The 16,280-nt window shown below is 44.9% G+C and carries 14 protein-coding genes; 12 read left to right on the top strand and 2 right to left on the bottom strand.

Annotation, left to right across the window (positions count from 1 at the left end; all coding sequences use genetic code 11):
• Window positions 1-48 precede the first annotated feature (48 nt).
• A complete protein-coding gene (cas1, locus tag IPP67_02225) occupies window positions 49-936 on the bottom strand; it encodes a type II CRISPR-associated endonuclease Cas1 (GenBank protein MBL0338017.1) in 888 nt (295 codons plus the stop codon).
• Window positions 936-4,127 (bottom strand): type II CRISPR RNA-guided endonuclease Cas9, encoded by a 3,192-nt coding sequence (gene cas9, locus IPP67_02220; GenBank protein MBL0338016.1) that lies wholly within the window; start codon window positions 4,125-4,127, stop codon window positions 936-938. The genes cas1 and cas9 overlap by 1 nt, the downstream gene beginning before the upstream one ends.
• A gap of 514 nt (window positions 4,128-4,641) precedes the next feature.
• Between cas9 and IPP67_02215 the strand changes: the two genes are divergently transcribed.
• From IPP67_02215 to nuoH, 12 genes are all read left to right on the top strand, one after another.
• Window positions 4,642-5,718, top strand: coding sequence for an IMP dehydrogenase (locus IPP67_02215; protein MBL0338015.1), 1,077 nt, complete (start codon window positions 4,642-4,644; stop codon window positions 5,716-5,718).
• A gap of 12 nt (window positions 5,719-5,730) precedes the next feature.
• On the top strand, window positions 5,731-7,227 hold the full coding sequence (guaA, locus tag IPP67_02210) for a glutamine-hydrolyzing GMP synthase (protein ID MBL0338014.1): 1,497 nt from the start codon (window positions 5,731-5,733) through the stop codon (window positions 7,225-7,227).
• Window positions 7,228-7,232: 5 nt separating this feature from the next.
• Window positions 7,233-7,763: a GNAT family N-acetyltransferase gene (locus IPP67_02205; protein ID MBL0338013.1), complete on the top strand. Its 531-nt coding sequence runs from the start codon at window positions 7,233-7,235 to the stop codon at window positions 7,761-7,763.
• A gap of 18 nt (window positions 7,764-7,781) precedes the next feature.
• Window positions 7,782-7,919 carry a hypothetical protein gene (locus tag IPP67_02200; GenBank protein ID MBL0338012.1) on the top strand — a complete coding sequence of 46 codons (138 nt, stop codon included), beginning with the start codon at window positions 7,782-7,784 and terminating at the stop codon, window positions 7,917-7,919.
• 548 nt (window positions 7,920-8,467) lie between these two features.
• Window positions 8,468-8,833 (top strand): NADH-quinone oxidoreductase subunit A, encoded by a 366-nt coding sequence (locus IPP67_02195; GenBank protein ID MBL0338011.1) that lies wholly within the window; start codon window positions 8,468-8,470, stop codon window positions 8,831-8,833.
• Window positions 8,824-9,375 (top strand): NADH-quinone oxidoreductase subunit B, encoded by a 552-nt coding sequence (locus tag IPP67_02190; protein MBL0338010.1) that lies wholly within the window; start codon window positions 8,824-8,826, stop codon window positions 9,373-9,375. The genes IPP67_02195 and IPP67_02190 overlap by 10 nt, the downstream gene beginning before the upstream one ends.
• Window positions 9,376-9,420: 45 nt before the next feature.
• Complete coding sequence (locus IPP67_02185; GenBank protein ID MBL0338009.1) at window positions 9,421-10,023, top strand: NADH-quinone oxidoreductase subunit C; 603 nt, start codon at window positions 9,421-9,423, stop codon at window positions 10,021-10,023.
• A gap of 68 nt (window positions 10,024-10,091) precedes the next feature.
• Complete coding sequence (locus IPP67_02180; protein ID MBL0338008.1) at window positions 10,092-11,240, top strand: NADH-quinone oxidoreductase subunit D; 1,149 nt, start codon at window positions 10,092-10,094, stop codon at window positions 11,238-11,240.
• A gap of 9 nt (window positions 11,241-11,249) precedes the next feature.
• Window positions 11,250-11,870: an NADH-quinone oxidoreductase subunit NuoE gene (gene nuoE, locus IPP67_02175; protein ID MBL0338007.1), complete on the top strand. Its 621-nt coding sequence runs from the start codon at window positions 11,250-11,252 to the stop codon at window positions 11,868-11,870.
• 10 nt (window positions 11,871-11,880) lie between these two features.
• Window positions 11,881-13,164: an NADH-quinone oxidoreductase subunit NuoF gene (gene nuoF, locus IPP67_02170; GenBank protein ID MBL0338006.1), complete on the top strand. Its 1,284-nt coding sequence runs from the start codon at window positions 11,881-11,883 to the stop codon at window positions 13,162-13,164.
• Window positions 13,165-13,191: 27 nt separating this feature from the next.
• Window positions 13,192-15,261 carry an NADH-quinone oxidoreductase subunit G gene (locus IPP67_02165; protein ID MBL0338005.1) on the top strand — a complete coding sequence of 690 codons (2,070 nt, stop codon included), beginning with the start codon at window positions 13,192-13,194 and terminating at the stop codon, window positions 15,259-15,261.
• Window positions 15,254-16,270, top strand: a complete 1,017-nt coding sequence (gene nuoH / locus IPP67_02160) for an NADH-quinone oxidoreductase subunit NuoH (protein MBL0338004.1) — start codon at window positions 15,254-15,256, stop codon at window positions 16,268-16,270. The genes IPP67_02165 and nuoH overlap by 8 nt, the downstream gene beginning before the upstream one ends.
• Window positions 16,271-16,280: the final 10 nt, after the last annotated feature.

The raw sequence follows: 16,280 nt of genomic DNA, 5'->3' as shown, positions 1-16,280 counted from the left end.
GGGATTATTGATAGCCTCAAAAAAAATCAAAAAATTAATGAAGGATATTTAAATAAAGCTTGGCAGCAACAGCACGGTTGGGTCTTTCTCACGCGTGGCTTTTTGCAAGGTTTCCGCCGTGCGCTCAATCGCCTTTAAAACGGTTATTTTTTCCTCATGGAACGAACAAAATTCTGTTAACACGGCAATCAGTTTTTGTTTATCGGCAGGTATTAAATCATGCCGTTCCAAATCTTGGAATTCGGTATATACCATTTGATCAATAAACGGCCGGAATGGCTCAATCACATCATCCGCTAGATTGAAGGCATTCAGGTTATTGGCATGATGCACGCCCAGGGCCGGTATAAAACCACTGGCAACCAAGTTTCTGGCCACACATCCGCGTAAAATGGCATAGCCATAATTTAGGGCTTTATTTTTCATGTCTTCCTGGCCGCGCCTGAAATTTGCGAATAAATAATCCCAATATTCACGGGCGGCATGCGCCTCACAATTATCGGGATCACCAGAAAGGACGGATTGGGAGAGTTTGAGTAATCGCGCGTTGGTATAACCCTTTACTTTCTTCACGACAGTAAATTGATTGTAAATTTTCTGCTCAACAATTTTTTGCCAAACCCTTTTTTTAAAAGGCTCGCTCCAGCCTATTTGATAATTCAATATCTCACTATAGCGACTGTGCTGATGGAAGGGTAAAAACAGGCCATTGGGGATATGGCTGGCATCACAAGTGAAAAGGGCAATGCCATGACTGGCCAACTCCCGCAGCAGAAAACTGCTAAAAGTTATTTCCGCATTATCTGCAATGATCACCGCAATATCCTCAAGCGGCATGGTCACTTCTTCCGAACCATCGGCGGGTTTATACAGCAATTGATGATTTTTGAAACTCAGGCGGCTGTCCTTGCCAATATGGATAATACGCCATCCCATCAGGCCACCTTTGGTTTACCGAATGGCTGACGTTTTTCCCCCTTCACCTCATGATAATTGCCTAAAACATCAATTTGGTATTTTTTAAATATTGCCAAGCTTTGAACTCCCCAGCCTCGTTCTGATTTTACCCTGTTGTATTGATCAAAATTAATACTGGCTGCAGCTCTATCCATACCTGTGTAATAACCAAAAACCTCCGGTTCTTTCTTCTTTTTAACCAAAATTAGATCATCCTTGAATAAACTAAAGATGAACTGATAAGTATCATCAATCACCCGCCAGTCATTTTCTTCTTTTCCTGCCGTGGCCGCTTTGTTGGGTAAGATGCCTTGGGTGAAATCTTTCAGGTAAATGGGTACTAGATAGAATTTTTTGTCTTTGCAAAACACATCCACCCGTGCCATATCACCATTATCAGCAATTCCTTGCCGCACAGTCATACCGGATTTTTGCGTATTTTGGAGGCGTACGGTTTTAATCACGGGGCCGTCGGTGCCATCTCTCCGTCGCATATGAAGATCATTGACAAAAGCCTTTTTACTATCCCACCCATGTTGTTGAAGCCTCTCCAGCAGTACCTGGTAAACGGAGTTGGAGCCACGGTCTGTATCAAAAATAAGTTTATCCAAATCGTCGGCATTCTTAGCCTTAATATTAGCTAATTTAGTACGAAGGGCGGAAACACCATCCGATTGCAATTTTTTTGTAGAACGGATGGTTTCATCATGAATTGGCCCACTGGCCTTGCGGCGTGGTGCACGCGATACAAAAATTTTCTCTAAATGTTCCTTGACTTCCTCCCTGAAACTTTCCCAATTGCCCCACGGCACCGGAACATGGGATTGATAGGCAAATTTTTTCAGCCATTCCTTGCCTTTTTCCTCAAGCCGGCTGGTATAGCGGGAAAGATATTGCACCATCCCTTGGGTGGAAACCGCACAAACCAGCGCATCAAGGGCGTGGTGTTGATCACCAGCTTCCCGGTTTTTGTTAAACCCCCAATGATGGCGAAGGAAGGCGGTTAAGGAACCATTACGGGTTTGCACAGTATTTTTGATATTCTTGCGGTCAGTTAACCTCAAAAAATTCCGAACATAATCCGCCGTGTAGCGCGTGATATAGGATGTGTCGCGCAAATTTCGTTCAATAAATTTTTCTTCTTCCTCAATTTTTAATTTCAGCAGCCTGTCCCGTTTAGGTTTAGGTAGGGCAGAGGCTGTGATCCGCTGTTTAAAATCTTCCCATTTTGGCGTATCAATTCCAAAATATTCAGCAGGTATTTGGTTCCTTTTTTGCCGGTTTTCTTGCACAAGGCACAGCACTTTGTTGTTTAAGCTGTCGTCCAAGCTGCGGCTATAGGGAATGATATGGTCAATTTCCAATGCTTGGGGGTTCTGTAAATCTGCAATGCGGATGTCTTTAGCGGAATAGACACATTTCTCATCTTGTTGACGCCATAATCTTAACCGCAGCAGATTGTCGCCCTCATCCGAGTTTAAGCCCATAGCTTCACATTGTTTCTTGGCTTGCTCTTTTTCTTCTTTATATTCTTCCTGCCCTTTTCGAATTTCTTGCCTTTTCTTAAAGGAATTTTTAGCATGACGGGTAAATTCAATGTTAATTTGGTCGGGGCGGCCATATTGGCGGATAATGGCGTTGACCACTTTCCGCACCTGGCAAACGGCGCGGTGGACAACCGGGTTCCGAATTTCATCGAAAACAATATCTTTATCCCGCAGCTCTTCAAAAGAAGGCAGGAAATCAAATTTTGCACTTTCGGAATTAGGGTCATAGTGCCGATAACCTGCTAGTTCACAGGCTTTGGCATAATTGTGCCATTGCTGCAGATAAGGGTTGATTTTGGACAAGGCTTTTAAAGAGAGATGAATATATTTGCTGAAGCTGATGTTTTTCAGTTTTTCAGCGATGGCAGCAGGGACAATCTGTTTAAGTTCGGCCAGTGATTCTTCCTCGGTTTTTGTCGTCGTTAAAATTTCACAAATTTGGTCAAATTTTTCGGGGTGCTTTAATAAAGAATGAAATTCTTCTGTGCCAAATCCTTCATAGGCTTTTTTAATTTCATAATACCCTTTTAATTCAATAAATTTTTCACTTTCGGGGTCTTTTTCTTTGCCACCCTTAGTTTTCTGGCTGGAATAGCTTAATCCTTTGAAAATGAGTTGGTTTTCCAAATCAAGACAGTTTCGGATAGTTTTATAGCTAACCGTTTTTTGTTGATAGGCAAGCTCGCGAATTTTATTTTTCTGCTCATGGGTTAATTCAATTTTCTCTGGGTTATCGATTGTTCTAAGGTTCAAATTCGCAATTTTTGTCAGTAAGACAAATAATTCGGCGGAATAAGAATTTCTGGCGGCTTTCCTTTCGATTTTCTCAAAAATGCAATGGCCAATCATTTTTTCCATTTGTTTGCGATCCATGGCTGATCGTTGCGTAAAAGCAAGGTTGTTAAATTTCGTGATAAATTGAGTGGTAATATAGCTGGCACCCAAATTCACTTGCTTTTCTAAAATCAACTGTGCTTCTTGTTGGATCATGGGGCGGGGGATGGAATTGATATAACTACCATCACGGTTCCGGAAAACCGGATCAGGTTGTTGGTTATTGCTAACCAATAATTGTGGGAATGTTACAAAACCTGATAGTTCAAGTAATTGGTTGTTATGACGAATGGCTTCTTTGACAGCCCCATCTTCTTTTTGGGCTTTTTCATCGCTGATGTCGCCTTTTTGTGGTTTATAACCCCTGGATTTTGCTAAATGATAAAGGGCACGAAATAATTCTTCTTTTGTTAGCAACCTGTCTATGGCCTCAGCGCGCAATTGCCAGGGCGATTGTAAGAATGCCTGCGGTTTCAATAATTCATCAATTTCTTGGGCAGATAGCAAATGATGCCCAATAAATAATTCTTTTAATTGATCCAAGCGTTGCCGCCGCCGTCTTAACCTGCGGCGTTGGGAACGCTTTTCTCTTCTGGGCAACGCCAATGATTTCCCATCTTTAGGATTTTCCGCTTGGGTGAAAGTTCTGACCCCTAAGCCAATTATTTTTCCCCGTAAGGTCACTTCACCTGTTTCTGGGTCAATTTGTGCTAATTTCTCTTCATCAATTTCCGTCATCGCCCAGCCAACTGAGGCAATGCCTATGTCGAGCCCTAAGATTTTTTTCATTTTTCCTCCCTTATTTCTGTTTTGTTCTATTGACTTTAAAGATAAAGTTTATACTATTCAAATAGTTTCTCTTATAGATTATCCGTGTGGAAATGGTTGCTATAATAAGAAGAAATTCGTGGGTTCCTCCCGCCGCAAGGCGGGATACCCTATTTAGGCTTCGGATATCGCCTAACCCCAACCTTCAATATTTTCAAAAATTCATTCGGGCTGATCAAGATATTAAGTCTTAGTCTTGGCTGCTGGCAGGCTTGTTGCCGCCAATCAATGATTGTGCTGGACGAGAGGCCATTTTATCCTTATAAACGTCCAAACGCTTTAAGCCGGTTAGTCATGATGCTGGTTAAAGCAAAAGATGATTGAGGGTTTTTGTTGACAATCAACAGCGAGGGGCACGAGATGTACCTGATTTCCCTATGTAAAATACCTACCATCCCGTATCAAAAAAACATTTTAAATCTTGAGAATTTGCGGCAGGCGAACCAAACAGCCACTTATGCAAGCTTGGTGCAGCATGATTAACCCAAATTTCAAAACCTTACCCCATTACCTAACTTTTGATGATGTCTTGCTGCTGCCAGCTTATTCGGACATCACCCCCCTGGATGTCAGTTTGTCTGCAGAACTAGCCAAAGGGCTGTCCTTAAACATTCCTATTCTATCGGCCCCAATGGACACATTGACCGAAAGCAATATGTTGGTTGCTTTAGGAAAAATGGGGGGTTTAGGGGTTTTGCACCGCAATTTAAGTATTGCCGAGCAGGTGAGGCAACTGAAAATTGCCCTTGAGGCCAAGGTTAAGGTTGGGGTGGCGGTCGGTTTCGGGGCAGATTTTGAAAGCCGGGTGGAAACGCTGGCCCAACTCAAGCCCCATGTCATGTGCATTGATTCGGCGCATGGGCACACCAAAAATATCATGGAAACAACGAAATTTATTAAACAGCGTTACCCAGCTATTTGCCTGATTTCCGGAAATGTTGCCACCTATGAAGGGGCCAAGGCGCTTTTTGAGGCCGGGGCTGATGTGGTCAAGGTTGGGATGGGCTCCGGCTCCATTTGCACGACCCGGATTGTTTCCGGTGTGGGTGTTCCCCAATTGTCGGCAATTTTTGAATGTGCAAAGGCCGCCCGTGAATATAAGCGCCCCATTATTGCCGATGGCGGTATCCGCAATAGTGGTGATATTGTGAAAGCGCTGGCGGCAGGGGCCTCTGCGGTGATGCTGGGCTCCTTACTCGCGGGTACGGATGAATCGGTGGGTGAATTGGTTGAATATAATAAGGTGTCCTATAAATCCTACCGGGGGATGGGTTCGGTCAAATCGATGGTCCAGGGAAGCGCTGCGCGCTATGGTCAACATTATACCGTTGGTGAGAAACAAAAATTGGTGCCAGAAGGGGTGGAGGGTTTGATTCCCAGTCGTGGGCCTTTGAAAGATTGGCTGTATCAGATTTTGGGGGGCATAAGATCGGGTTGTGGCTATCTGGGGGCCGCTAATATCAAAGCGCTTCAAGAAAAGGCGCAATTCGTAACCATCACGTCGGCAGGAATGGCTGAATCAAATCCCCATTCCATTATTCAAAACCCATGATTGGAAAAACATATGATTGTCATTGTTGATTTCGGCTCGCAAACCGCCCATATGATCGGTCGACGGTTGAAAAAATTCGGGGTGGCCGTGGCTTATGCGTCGCCGGATGATGTGCTAAGTAAAATAACGACTTTAAAACCTAAGGGATTGATTTTTTCAGGGGGGCCAGCGTCGGTTAACGGCACGAATTCGCCCACTCTCTCCCCCAAGATCTTTGATTTGAAAATCCCCATTCTTGGCATTTGTTACGGTTGGCAATTAATGGCCAAAATACTCGGTGGCAAGGTGGTTTCGGAGCGGAAAGAATATGGCCCTGAAAAAATCCAGTTTGTTGACAACATCTTTCACCTGGGGAAAACCGCTTTCAGCGTGATCATGTCCCACGGCGATTCGGTTCAGCAGATCCCCGCGGGCTTTACAATTGCTGGATCCACCAAAAATGTGGATTGTGCGGCCGCTATCCACCTGCAAAAACGTTTTTATGGCATCCAATTTCACCCTGAATTAAATGATACGGAGCAAGGGTTTGATATCTTGCGGTTTTTTGCCATCAAGGTGGCTGGATGCAGTGCCATACCTAAGGATATTGACGTTCCGGCAATTCTTGAAAAAATCCGCACGCAAGTGGCGGGGCATGAGGTTATCTGTGCGATATCGGGGGGGGTGGATTCAACCGTGGTTGCAACCTTAATTGACCGGGCCATCCATTCTAAACTTCACCTTCTTTACGTTGAAAACGGCCTCATGCGACAAGGAACTAAGGAAAGGGTTGTTTCTTTATTTAAAAACGCCACCATTATCCATGCGGAAAAATTGTTTTTGGATTCGCTCCGGGATGTTACAGATCCCGAGCAGAAAAGGAAAATTATTGGCAAATTATATATTGATTTGTTTGAGCGCGAAGCCCTGAAATATCCAGGGGTCAAGTTCTTGGCCCAGGGTACGATCTATTCTGATGTCATTGAATCCCAGGGTACAAAATTGGCTTCAAAAATCAAATCGCATCACAATGTGGGCGGTCTACCAGAAAAATTATCACTACAATTGCTGGAGCCTGTACGGGAATATTATAAAGATGAAGTGCGCGAAATCGGCAAAATTCTGGGTATTCCTGATAAAGTGCTGATGGAACACCCATTTCCAGGCCCTGGGTACGCCGTGCGTATCCGTGGGGAGGTTACTGAAAAAAGGTTAAACCAAGTCAAATTGGCAGACTCAATTTTGGCCGACGAACTGCAAAAAGCTGATATTTATCATCGACTTTTCCAATGTTTCCCGGTGATGACCGGTGCCCATAGTACCGCCGTTAAGGGTGATGAGGGGATATTTGCCGAAGTTGTGGCCATCAGGGCCTATGAATCGCTTGATATCATGACCTCAACCTGGGCGAAACTACCTTATGATGTTTTACAAAACATTTCTTCGCGGATTGTCAACGAAGTGCCTGATGTTTCGCGGGTGGTTTATGATATCTCAACCAAACCACCGGCCACTATGGAGTGGGAATAAAGCTTATGATCTTTAAAGATAGGGCGGATAAAGTGCCTATTCTACATACCGAGCGTTTAATCCTGCGTCTTCCTAGACTGCCAGATTTCGAGCATATTGCACGCTTTTATGAATCCGACAGGTCACGTTGGGAAGATGGACCTATGAGTAGGGAGCAAGCATGGCGGATTTGGTCTTCAGATGTCGCTAGTTGGTTGCTGAAGGGTTTTGGACCCTTTGGGGTAGATGAAAAGAGTAGTGGGCGTTTTTTAGGTGAGGTTGGTATTTATCAACCCGAAGGATATCCTGAACCCGAGTTAGGCTGGTTTGTCGTTCCTGAAGCAGAAGGAAGGGGCATCGCATTTGAAGCAGCTAAGGCTGTCATGAAATGGGCAAAAACCGAACTCGGTTGGAACCGTTTGGTCAATTACATTGATCCCAGTAATGAGAAGTCCATATCTCTGGCATTGCGGCTAAACGGCAAAAGGGTGGATATTATAGGAAGCAGCCTGACAGATGTGGTGATAACTCATGATCTGTCTGTTGATAATTTTTAGAAGCGATAAGACGGAATCATGACCTCAACCTGGGCGAAACTACCTTATGATGTTTTACAAAACATTTCTTCGCGGATTGTCAACGAAGTGCCAGACGTATCGCGGGTGGTTTATGATATCTCAACCAAACCACCGGCCACTATGGAGTGGGAGTAAGTTAAAAAGTATTTCGCTGCAAAATATACAAAGAAAAGGGAAGAGGTAAAAAACTTATCTATTTGCAGGATATTTTTAGAATAATGCTTGTTATAACCAAAAATTTCTATACCCCTTCCGCTGCAGATCAGGTTTTCTTTGATGTAAGTTATTCAAGCCACTCGCTCGTTTATTTAGGCTTATTTTTTAATTTGCCCATTTGTTTTCTTAAGGTGATAATGGGAAGCTCGACCAACCTGTTTAGAAACCGTAAAATCTGAAAGAACTTCTATATGCTATGGTTAATTTTTGGCTTTTTTTCTGTGAGTATTGGGGTAATTTTACTTGTATTCTCGACCAATATCGTAGTGATTGATTTAGCCTTGCGCCCGTTTATTATAGGCGGCGTGATATTAGGGTTGATAGGCTTGTGGCAAATAATCGCAAGATCAAAACGAAGCGATAAAAAACGCGACTCCAATCCGCAATCATGATACTTTGTTGGTTGAAAAAATAATAGAATACCCTATAACCATGAAGGATTATTTTTCATTTAGGTATTTTCGCATATGCAAGAATTGTTAGGGCAATATTTACCGGTTGTGGTTTTCTTAGGGGTCGCTTTTGTTATTTCCGGTGCTGTGGTTGCGGCGTCCTTGATAGCGGCCTGGCAAAAGCCGGATGCCGAGAAACTAAGCTCTTACGAATGCGGATTTGAACCTTTTGATGATGCGCGTCGCCCTTTTGATGTACGGTTTTATTTGGTTTCAATCCTGTTTATTATTTTTGATCTAGAGGTGGCCTTCCTCTTTCCTTGGGCGATTTCATTAAGTGCGATAGGCACCTTCGGCTTTTGGTCGATGATGATGTTTCTGGGTATTTTGACCATCGGGTTTATTTACGAGTGGAAGAAAGGGGCTTTGGAATGGGAATAGAATCATTATTGCCAGCAACGGCGAAATTGCCGGAAAAAGCCACGCCTGACGAACTATTGCAAGCGGTTTCTGCCGATGTGGCGGATAAGGGTTTCGTGGTGGCGCAATTAGATAAATTGGTTAATTGGGGGCGTACCGGTTCCTTATGGCCGATGACTTTTGGGTTGGCTTGCTGTGCCGTAGAAATGATGCATGCCTATATGCCGCGCTATGATTTGGACCGGTTTGGTATTTTTCCGCGTGCGTCCCCCCGCCAGTCGGATGTGATGATTGTGGCCGGTACTTTAACCAATAAAATGGCCCCAGCTTTACGTAAAGTGTACGACCAAATGGCAGAACCGCGCTGGGTAATCTCCATGGGTTCTTGTGCCAATGGGGGCGGGTATTACCATTATTCCTATTCTGTGGTACGTGGTTGTGACCGGATTGTCCCGGTCGATATTTATGTGCCAGGCTGTCCGCCTACCGCTGAGGCTTTATTATATGGCATCCTGCAGCTGCAGCGAAAAATTCGCCGCACTGGCACGATTGCCCGCTCATGATAGGAACATGCTGCTATGAATAATAGCCTATTTGAAAATCAGCAAATGCGATTACAATTGGTGGCTAAAGCTGTTCAGCAACAATTTCCGGAGAATTTTCTTCAAATTACCTGGCCGTTGAATGAGCTAACCTTAGCGTGCTCGCCTGTAAATATAAAACAGTTGTTAATGTTCTTAAAACAAGATACCAGCTGCCTTTTTGATCAATTGATTGATATATGTGGTGTAGATCATCCGTCGCGACCGAAACGTTTTGAAGTTGTCTATCATCTGTTGAGCTTACGGAACAACATACGCGTCCGCTTGAAATTACCGCTGTCGGTTGGCGAGCCTGCACCTTCAATCGTTGATCTATTCCCAAATGCGGGTTGGTATGAGCGGGAAACATGGGATTTATTTGGCATACCTTTCGAGGGTAACCCCGATATGCGTCGGTTATTGACTGATTACGGTTTCGAAGGGCATCCGCTGCGCAAAGACTTTCCGTTAACTGGTTACGTTGAAGTGCGGTACGATGAAGTGCAGAAAAAAGTCGTGTATGAACCTGTCAAACTTGCTCAAGAATTCCGCCGTTTTGATTTTATCAGCCCTTGGGAGGGGATATTGCAATTACCGGGTGATGAAAAAGCAAAAGGATCAAAGCCGTGACAAAAGTGCAACCCGAACCAGGCGAAACCAAAAGGGTAGTTAAGGAAATCACGGGCAACCCATTGCTGATGAACTTCGGCCCGCAACATCCAGCGGCGCATGGCGTATTACGGTTGATTATGGAAATGGATGGGGAAATTGTCCAGCGTTTGGATCCCCATATTGGTTTACTGCATCGGGGAACGGAAAAGCTGATCGAGCACAAGACCTATGTACAGGCAATCCCTTATTTTGATCGCTTGGATTATGTATCGCCGATGTGCCAAGAACATGCGTTCGTTTTGGGGATCGAAAAGCTATTGAAGTTATCGGTACCCATCCGTGCCCAATATATCAGGGTGCTTTTTGATGAAATTACCCGCATCCTTAATCACTTAATGAACATCCCGGCTTATGCCAATGATGTGGGGGCGGTTACCCCGCTTTTATGGTGTTTTGAGCAGCGGGAAATCTTAATGGAATTTTATGAAAGGGTCAGTGGGGCCCGTTTGCACGCGGCTTACTACCGCCCTGGCGGTGTCCACCAGGATTTGCCGCAAGGGCTGCTGGAAGATATTGCCGCTTGGGCCAAGAAATTTCCTAAATTTATCCATGATCTGGAAAATTTGTTGGATGAGAACCGTATTTTTAAGCAACGCTTAGTAGATATCGGGATTGTCAGTGCTGCTGATGCGATCAATTGGGGATTTACAGGCCCGATGTTAAGGGCGTCAGGGGTTGATTGGGATCTGCGTAAATCCCAGCCTTATATGGTATATGACCGGATGGAGTTTGATATCCCCATTGGTAAGCACGGGGATTGTTATGATCGTTACTTGGTGCGGATGGCTGAACTGCACCAGTCTTTAAGGATCATTAATCAGTGTATTGAACAAATGCCAACCGGTCCAGTTACAAGCGATAATCGGAAAATTGCTCCACCCAGCCGGGCGGATATGAAACGTTCCATGGAGGCGTTAATTCATCATTTTAAATTATATACGGAAGGGTTTCATGTCCCGCCTGGTGAAACATATGCTGCAGTTGAGGCGCCCAAGGGTGAATTTGGCGTTTACCTCATTGCTGATGGTAGCAATAAGCCGTATCGCTGCAAAATCCGAGCGCCAGGTTTTCCCCATTTGCAAGCGATGGATTTCGTTAGTAAAGGCCATATGTTAGCGGACGCGGTAGCCATTTTAGGCTCGATGGATATCGTTTTTGGTGAAATTGATCGATAAGAAGTAAGGATGATGGAAACAAAAAAATTCGAATTTTCTGCCGAGCATAAGGGCAAGATTGAAAAAATTATCCAGAAATATCCCGCTGGCCGGCAGGCAAGCGCGGTATTGCCGCTGTTAGATTTGGCGCAACGCCAGGCTGATGGCTGGTTGCCAGCTGAAGCCATTGAAGCGGTCGCGAAAATTTTAAATATGCCGCCGATGCGCGTATATGAGGTAGCTTCTTTTTACAGTATGTTTAACCTAAAATCGGTTGGTAAATTCCATATCCAAGTTTGTCGTACCACGCCTTGCTGGTTAAGGGGTTCGGATGAATTAACCAATAGCTGCCAGAAAAAACTAGGGATTTCCAAAGGGCAAACTAGTAAGGATGGAAATTTTACGCTGAACGAGGTTGAATGTTTAGGGGCTTGTGCCAATGCGCCGGTTGTGCAAATCAACGATGATCTATATGAAGATCTAACGCCGGAATCATTGATGAAAGTGATGGATCAATTGGCAGTTGGGCAAAAACCGAAAATCGGTTCCCAAATTGGCCGGCAAGGATCGGCCCCGTTAGCGGTAGATGACTCAAAAACGGCTTTGCCCGACCCATTATTTAATTTAAAACCTGGTCATCAGAATTCATAAGGGTTGAAATATGTTGCGCAACGAAGACAGGGTTTTTAAAAATCTATATGGTGCCGAGGATTGGCGCTTGGAAGGCGCTAAGAAAAGAGGTATTTGGGACAATACCCAACAGTTCTTAGCCAAAGGCCGGGATTATATTATTGATGAAATTAAGAAATCTGATCTGCGCGGACGGGGCGGGGCTGGGTTCTCTGCCGGAATGAAGTGGTCATTCATGCCCAAAGATTTACAGGGTAAATCCGCTTATTTGGTGGTAAATGCCGATGAATCGGAACCGGGTACTTGTAAAGACCGGGAAATCTTACGTTTTGATCCTCATCTGTTACTGGAGGGTTGTTTGGTGGCCAGTTTTGCGATAGGTGCCCAAACCTGCTACATCTACATTCGGGGAGAGTTTTTTCAAGAAGCACAACATGTGCAATATGCCATTGATGAAGCTTATAAAGCCGGATTAATCGGCAAGAATGCTTGCGGCAGTGGCTTTGATTTTAATATCTATTTGCATCGAGGGGCAGGGGCTTACATTTGCGGGGAAGAAACGGCCTTACTTGAAAGTTTAGAAGGCAAAAAGGGTATGCCCCGCCTAAAACCGCCTTTTCCGGCGGCCATGGGTCTTTATGGTTCCCCAACCACGATCAACAATGTTGAAACGATTGCGGTTGCCCCAACCATTTTGCGCCGGGGTGCAGCGTGGTGGAGCGGTTTGGGCCGCCCCAAAAATACCGGAACCAAGATTTTCTCCATTTCCGGACATGTGAACAAACCCTGCAATGTGGAAGAGCAAATGGGAATCCCGTTGCGCGAGCTAATTGAAAAATATGCAGGTGGGGTGAGAGGGGGGTGGGATAATTTATTGGCGGTTATTCCGGGTGGTGCTTCCGTGCCACTCATTCCTAAGTCTATTTGTGATACGGTTTTGATGGATTTTGATAGTTTGCGGGAGGTAAAATCAGGGTTGGGAACGGCGGCTGTCATCGTGATGGACAAATCAACTGATTTAGTCGCGGCAATTGCGCGCTTATCGCATTTTTATATGCATGAAAGTTGTGGCCAATGTACACCCTGCCGCGAAGGTACGGGTTGGATGTGGCGAGTGATGGAGCGGTTAGTGGTCGGGAATGCCAAAACTACAGAAATTGATTTATTATTGGATGTCACCAAACAGGTCGAGGGACATACTATTTGCGCTTTGGGCGACGCGGCTGCCTGGCCAATCCAGGGATTGATGCGGCATTTCAGGCCGGAAGTTGAGCGTCGGATCAGTCAATATCAAGCAAAACAAATAACTAATTGAACTTATATGGAATAAGCGAGAACAAACGTGCCGAAACTGACAATTGATGGACAAGAAGTTGAAGTGATGGCGGGCCTGACAATTATACAGGCTTGCGAGCAAGCGGGAATTGAAATCCCACGTTTTTGCTATCATGAACGCTTGTCGGTGGCGGGTAATTGCCGGATGTGTTTGGTCGAGGTCGAAAAATCTCCAAAACCAGTGGCTTCTTGCGTGATGCAGGTGGCGGAAGGGATGATTGTTAGAACACAGACCGACATGGTTAAAAAAGCCCGGCGTGGGGTGATGGAATTTTTGCTGATTAATCATCCCTTGGATTGCCCCATTTGCGACCAGGGCGGCGAGTGTGATTTGCAAGATCAGGCAATGGCATATGGGTTTGATCGCAGCCGGTATGAAGAAAACAAGCGGGCGGTGACCGAGAAAAATTTTGGTCCCTTGATTAAAACCTCTATGACTCGTTGTATCCACTGTACGCGTTGTATCCGTTTTTCAACGGAGATTGCCGGTGTGCCTGATGTAGGAGCGATTGGCCGGGGTGAAAAGATGGAGGTTTCCACTTATGTAGAGAAGGCGGTGGCTTCCGAATTATCGGGAAATTTGATTGATATATGTCCAGTCGGTGCGTTGACTTCTAAGCCCTATGCTTTCGCAGCCAGGCCATGGGAGTTAAAGACAACAGACTCGATTGATGTAATGGATGCGGTTGGTAGCCACATACGGGTGGATAGTCGCGGGCGGCAGGTTTTAAGGATTTTACCGCGGTTGAACGAAGACATTAATGAAGAATGGTTGGCTGATAAGTCACGTTTTGCGTGCGATGGACTGTCACGTCAACGCTTAGACCGGCCATATTTACGTAAAGAGGGTAAATTACAGCCAGTTTCATGGAAAGAAGCGTTAGATGCCGCCTCCGATCGGCTGAAGAAAGCCTCATCCAATCAAATTGCAGCCATTGCCGGTGATATGGCGGATGTTGAAACTATGTTTGCCCTAAAGCAGTTGTTGCAAAAATTGGGCAGCGATAATATGGACTGCCGACAAAACCAAAGTGTTCTGGGCGATGGGCCGCGGGCAACTTATTTATTCAATAGCACGATTGGTGGGTTAGAAAAATCCGATTTTTGTTTATTGATTGGTACCAACCCAAGGTGGGAAGCGCCGTTAATTAATGCCCGTTTGCGAAAAACATATATCCAAAATGGATTGCCAGTTTTCTCTATTGGCGCGCCCCATGATTTAACTTACCCGGTTGAACATTTGGGCGATTCGCTGCAAATTTTATTAGATATCGCAGCTGGTACCCATCCATTGGTTCAACGCCTGCAACAGGCAAAAAGGCCCGTGTTGATCATGGGTGAAGATTTAATGAGCCGAGCTGATGGGAACGATATCCACCAAACCGCTGCTTTGATTGCAGAAAAATACGGTTTTGTAAAACCGGATTGGAACGGGTTTAACGTTTTGCATAAAGCCGCTTCCCGTGTGGGAGGGTTAGATGTTGGTTTTATCCCTACCAATAAAGGTAAAAATACCAGGCAAATCCTTGAGGCAGCCCGAAAGGGAGAGATATCGGTTTTATATTTGTTGGGAGCCGATGAACTGGATTTACAAGGATTTAAAAACTGTTTTGTTGTCTATCAAGGTCATCATGGGGATGCAGGCGCCCATCAAGCCGATTTAATCTTACCTGCGACTGCATATACGGAAAAAGACGCTACCTACGTTAACACCGAAGGAAGGATCCAGCAGGCACATTTAGCGGTCTTCGCACCCGGTGAGGCTAAGGAAGATTGGCGGATCATTAGGGCTTTATCCGATGTTTTAGGGCAGGTCTTGCCGTATAATGACCTTGCCCAGTTGCATCAACAATTAATTAAAAATTATCCTATTTTTCATCAAAAACATAAAATTGCTGCATCAGTTTGGCCTGCTGGTTTTGGCCGCATGGGTAGAATCTTGCCGGATAAAATGATTTCCCCAATTAAAAATTATTATATGACGGATCCTATCAGCCGTTCTTCTGAGACGATGGCCAATTGCACGTCAACTTTTATTCATTCATCTAATCTATTAGGGGAATCTGCTCATGCCTGAGTTCTGGAGCCAGTATGTTTGGCCGGTTCTGCTATTGGTCCTTGAAGTGTTGGCAATCATTATTGCTTTATTGATTGCCGTTGCCTATCTGACGTATGCAGAACGGAAGGTGTTGGCTGCCATGCAATTAAGGCGGGGCCCAAATGTGGTGGGGCCTTTCGGTCTTTTTCAGCCTTTCGCCGATGCAATCAAGCTGATTACCAAGGAAACCATCATCCCAACCGTTGCTAATAAAGTTATCTTTATAGCTGCTCCCATTATCACTTTTGCCTTAAGTTTAGCTGCTTGGGCGGTGATACCGGTTGACGATGGCTGGGTTATGGCTGATATCAATGTGGGCATTTTATATCTTTTTGCTATTTCCTCTTTAGGGGTTTACGGCATTATTATGGCTGGCTGGGCCAGCAATTCCAAATACCCTTTCTTAGGGGCTTTGCGTTCGGCAGCCCAAATGGTTTCGTATGAAGTTTCAATTGGCCTGGTTCTGATTACCGTACTGCTTTGTGTAGGTTCGCTTAATTTATCTGATATTGTTCGCGCCCAAGCAAATGTGTGGTTTGTTTTGCCGCTTTTCCCCATGTTTGTGGTGTTTTTCATTTCTGCCTTGGCTGAAACCAACCGCACCCCTTTTGACCTACCGGAAGCGGAAGCTGAATTGGTGGCTGGATATTTTTCGGAATATTCTTCCATGAGTTTTGGAATGTTTTATTTAGCCGAATATGCCAATATGATTTTAATGAGCACCATGATGTCTATCCTGTTCTTGGGTGGCTGGTTGGCACCATTAAATATTGCTCCATTCACCTATATCCCGGGGCCGGTATGGCTGGCTTTAAAAGTGGCCTTTATGTTGTTTTGTTTTATTTGGATCCGTGCTACTTTTCCCCGCTATCGGTATGACCAATTGATGCGGTTAGGATGGAAAGTGTTTTTACCATTTTCTTTGCTGTGGGTAGTTTTAACGGCTGGCGTATTGTTATATGCTGGTTGGCTGCCTGGGCAACAATGATCTAGAGGGG

This window comes from Rhodospirillaceae bacterium (assembly GCA_016722635.1).
Lineage (GTDB): Bacteria > Pseudomonadota > Alphaproteobacteria > JAEUKQ01 > JAEUKQ01 > JAEUKQ01.
This window is presented reverse-complemented; position numbering and strand designations above follow the sequence as displayed.

What these genes read in the sequence shown, in the direction of transcription:
- cas1 (MBL0338017.1), bottom strand. Translation starts at nt 936, where the DNA reads ATGGGATGGCGTATTATCCATATTGGCAAGGACAGCCGCCTGAGTTTC.
- cas9 (MBL0338016.1), bottom strand. Translation starts at nt 4,127, where the DNA reads ATGAAAAAAATCTTAGGGCTCGACATAGGCATTGCCTCAGTTGGCTGG.
- IPP67_02215 (MBL0338015.1), top strand. Translation starts at nt 4,642, where the DNA reads ATGATTAACCCAAATTTCAAAACCTTACCCCATTACCTAACTTTTGAT.
- guaA (MBL0338014.1), top strand. Translation starts at nt 5,731, where the DNA reads ATGATTGTCATTGTTGATTTCGGCTCGCAAACCGCCCATATGATCGGT.
- IPP67_02205 (MBL0338013.1), top strand. Translation starts at nt 7,233, where the DNA reads ATGATCTTTAAAGATAGGGCGGATAAAGTGCCTATTCTACATACCGAG.
- IPP67_02200 (MBL0338012.1), top strand. Translation starts at nt 7,782, where the DNA reads ATGACCTCAACCTGGGCGAAACTACCTTATGATGTTTTACAAAACATT.
- IPP67_02195 (MBL0338011.1), top strand. Translation starts at nt 8,468, where the DNA reads ATGCAAGAATTGTTAGGGCAATATTTACCGGTTGTGGTTTTCTTAGGG.
- IPP67_02190 (MBL0338010.1), top strand. Translation starts at nt 8,824, where the DNA reads ATGGGAATAGAATCATTATTGCCAGCAACGGCGAAATTGCCGGAAAAA.
- IPP67_02185 (MBL0338009.1), top strand. Translation starts at nt 9,421, where the DNA reads ATGCGATTACAATTGGTGGCTAAAGCTGTTCAGCAACAATTTCCGGAG.
- IPP67_02180 (MBL0338008.1), top strand. Translation starts at nt 10,092, where the DNA reads ATGAACTTCGGCCCGCAACATCCAGCGGCGCATGGCGTATTACGGTTG.
- nuoE (MBL0338007.1), top strand. Translation starts at nt 11,250, where the DNA reads ATGATGGAAACAAAAAAATTCGAATTTTCTGCCGAGCATAAGGGCAAG.
- nuoF (MBL0338006.1), top strand. Translation starts at nt 11,881, where the DNA reads ATGTTGCGCAACGAAGACAGGGTTTTTAAAAATCTATATGGTGCCGAG.
- nuoH (MBL0338004.1), top strand. Translation starts at nt 15,254, where the DNA reads ATGCCTGAGTTCTGGAGCCAGTATGTTTGGCCGGTTCTGCTATTGGTC.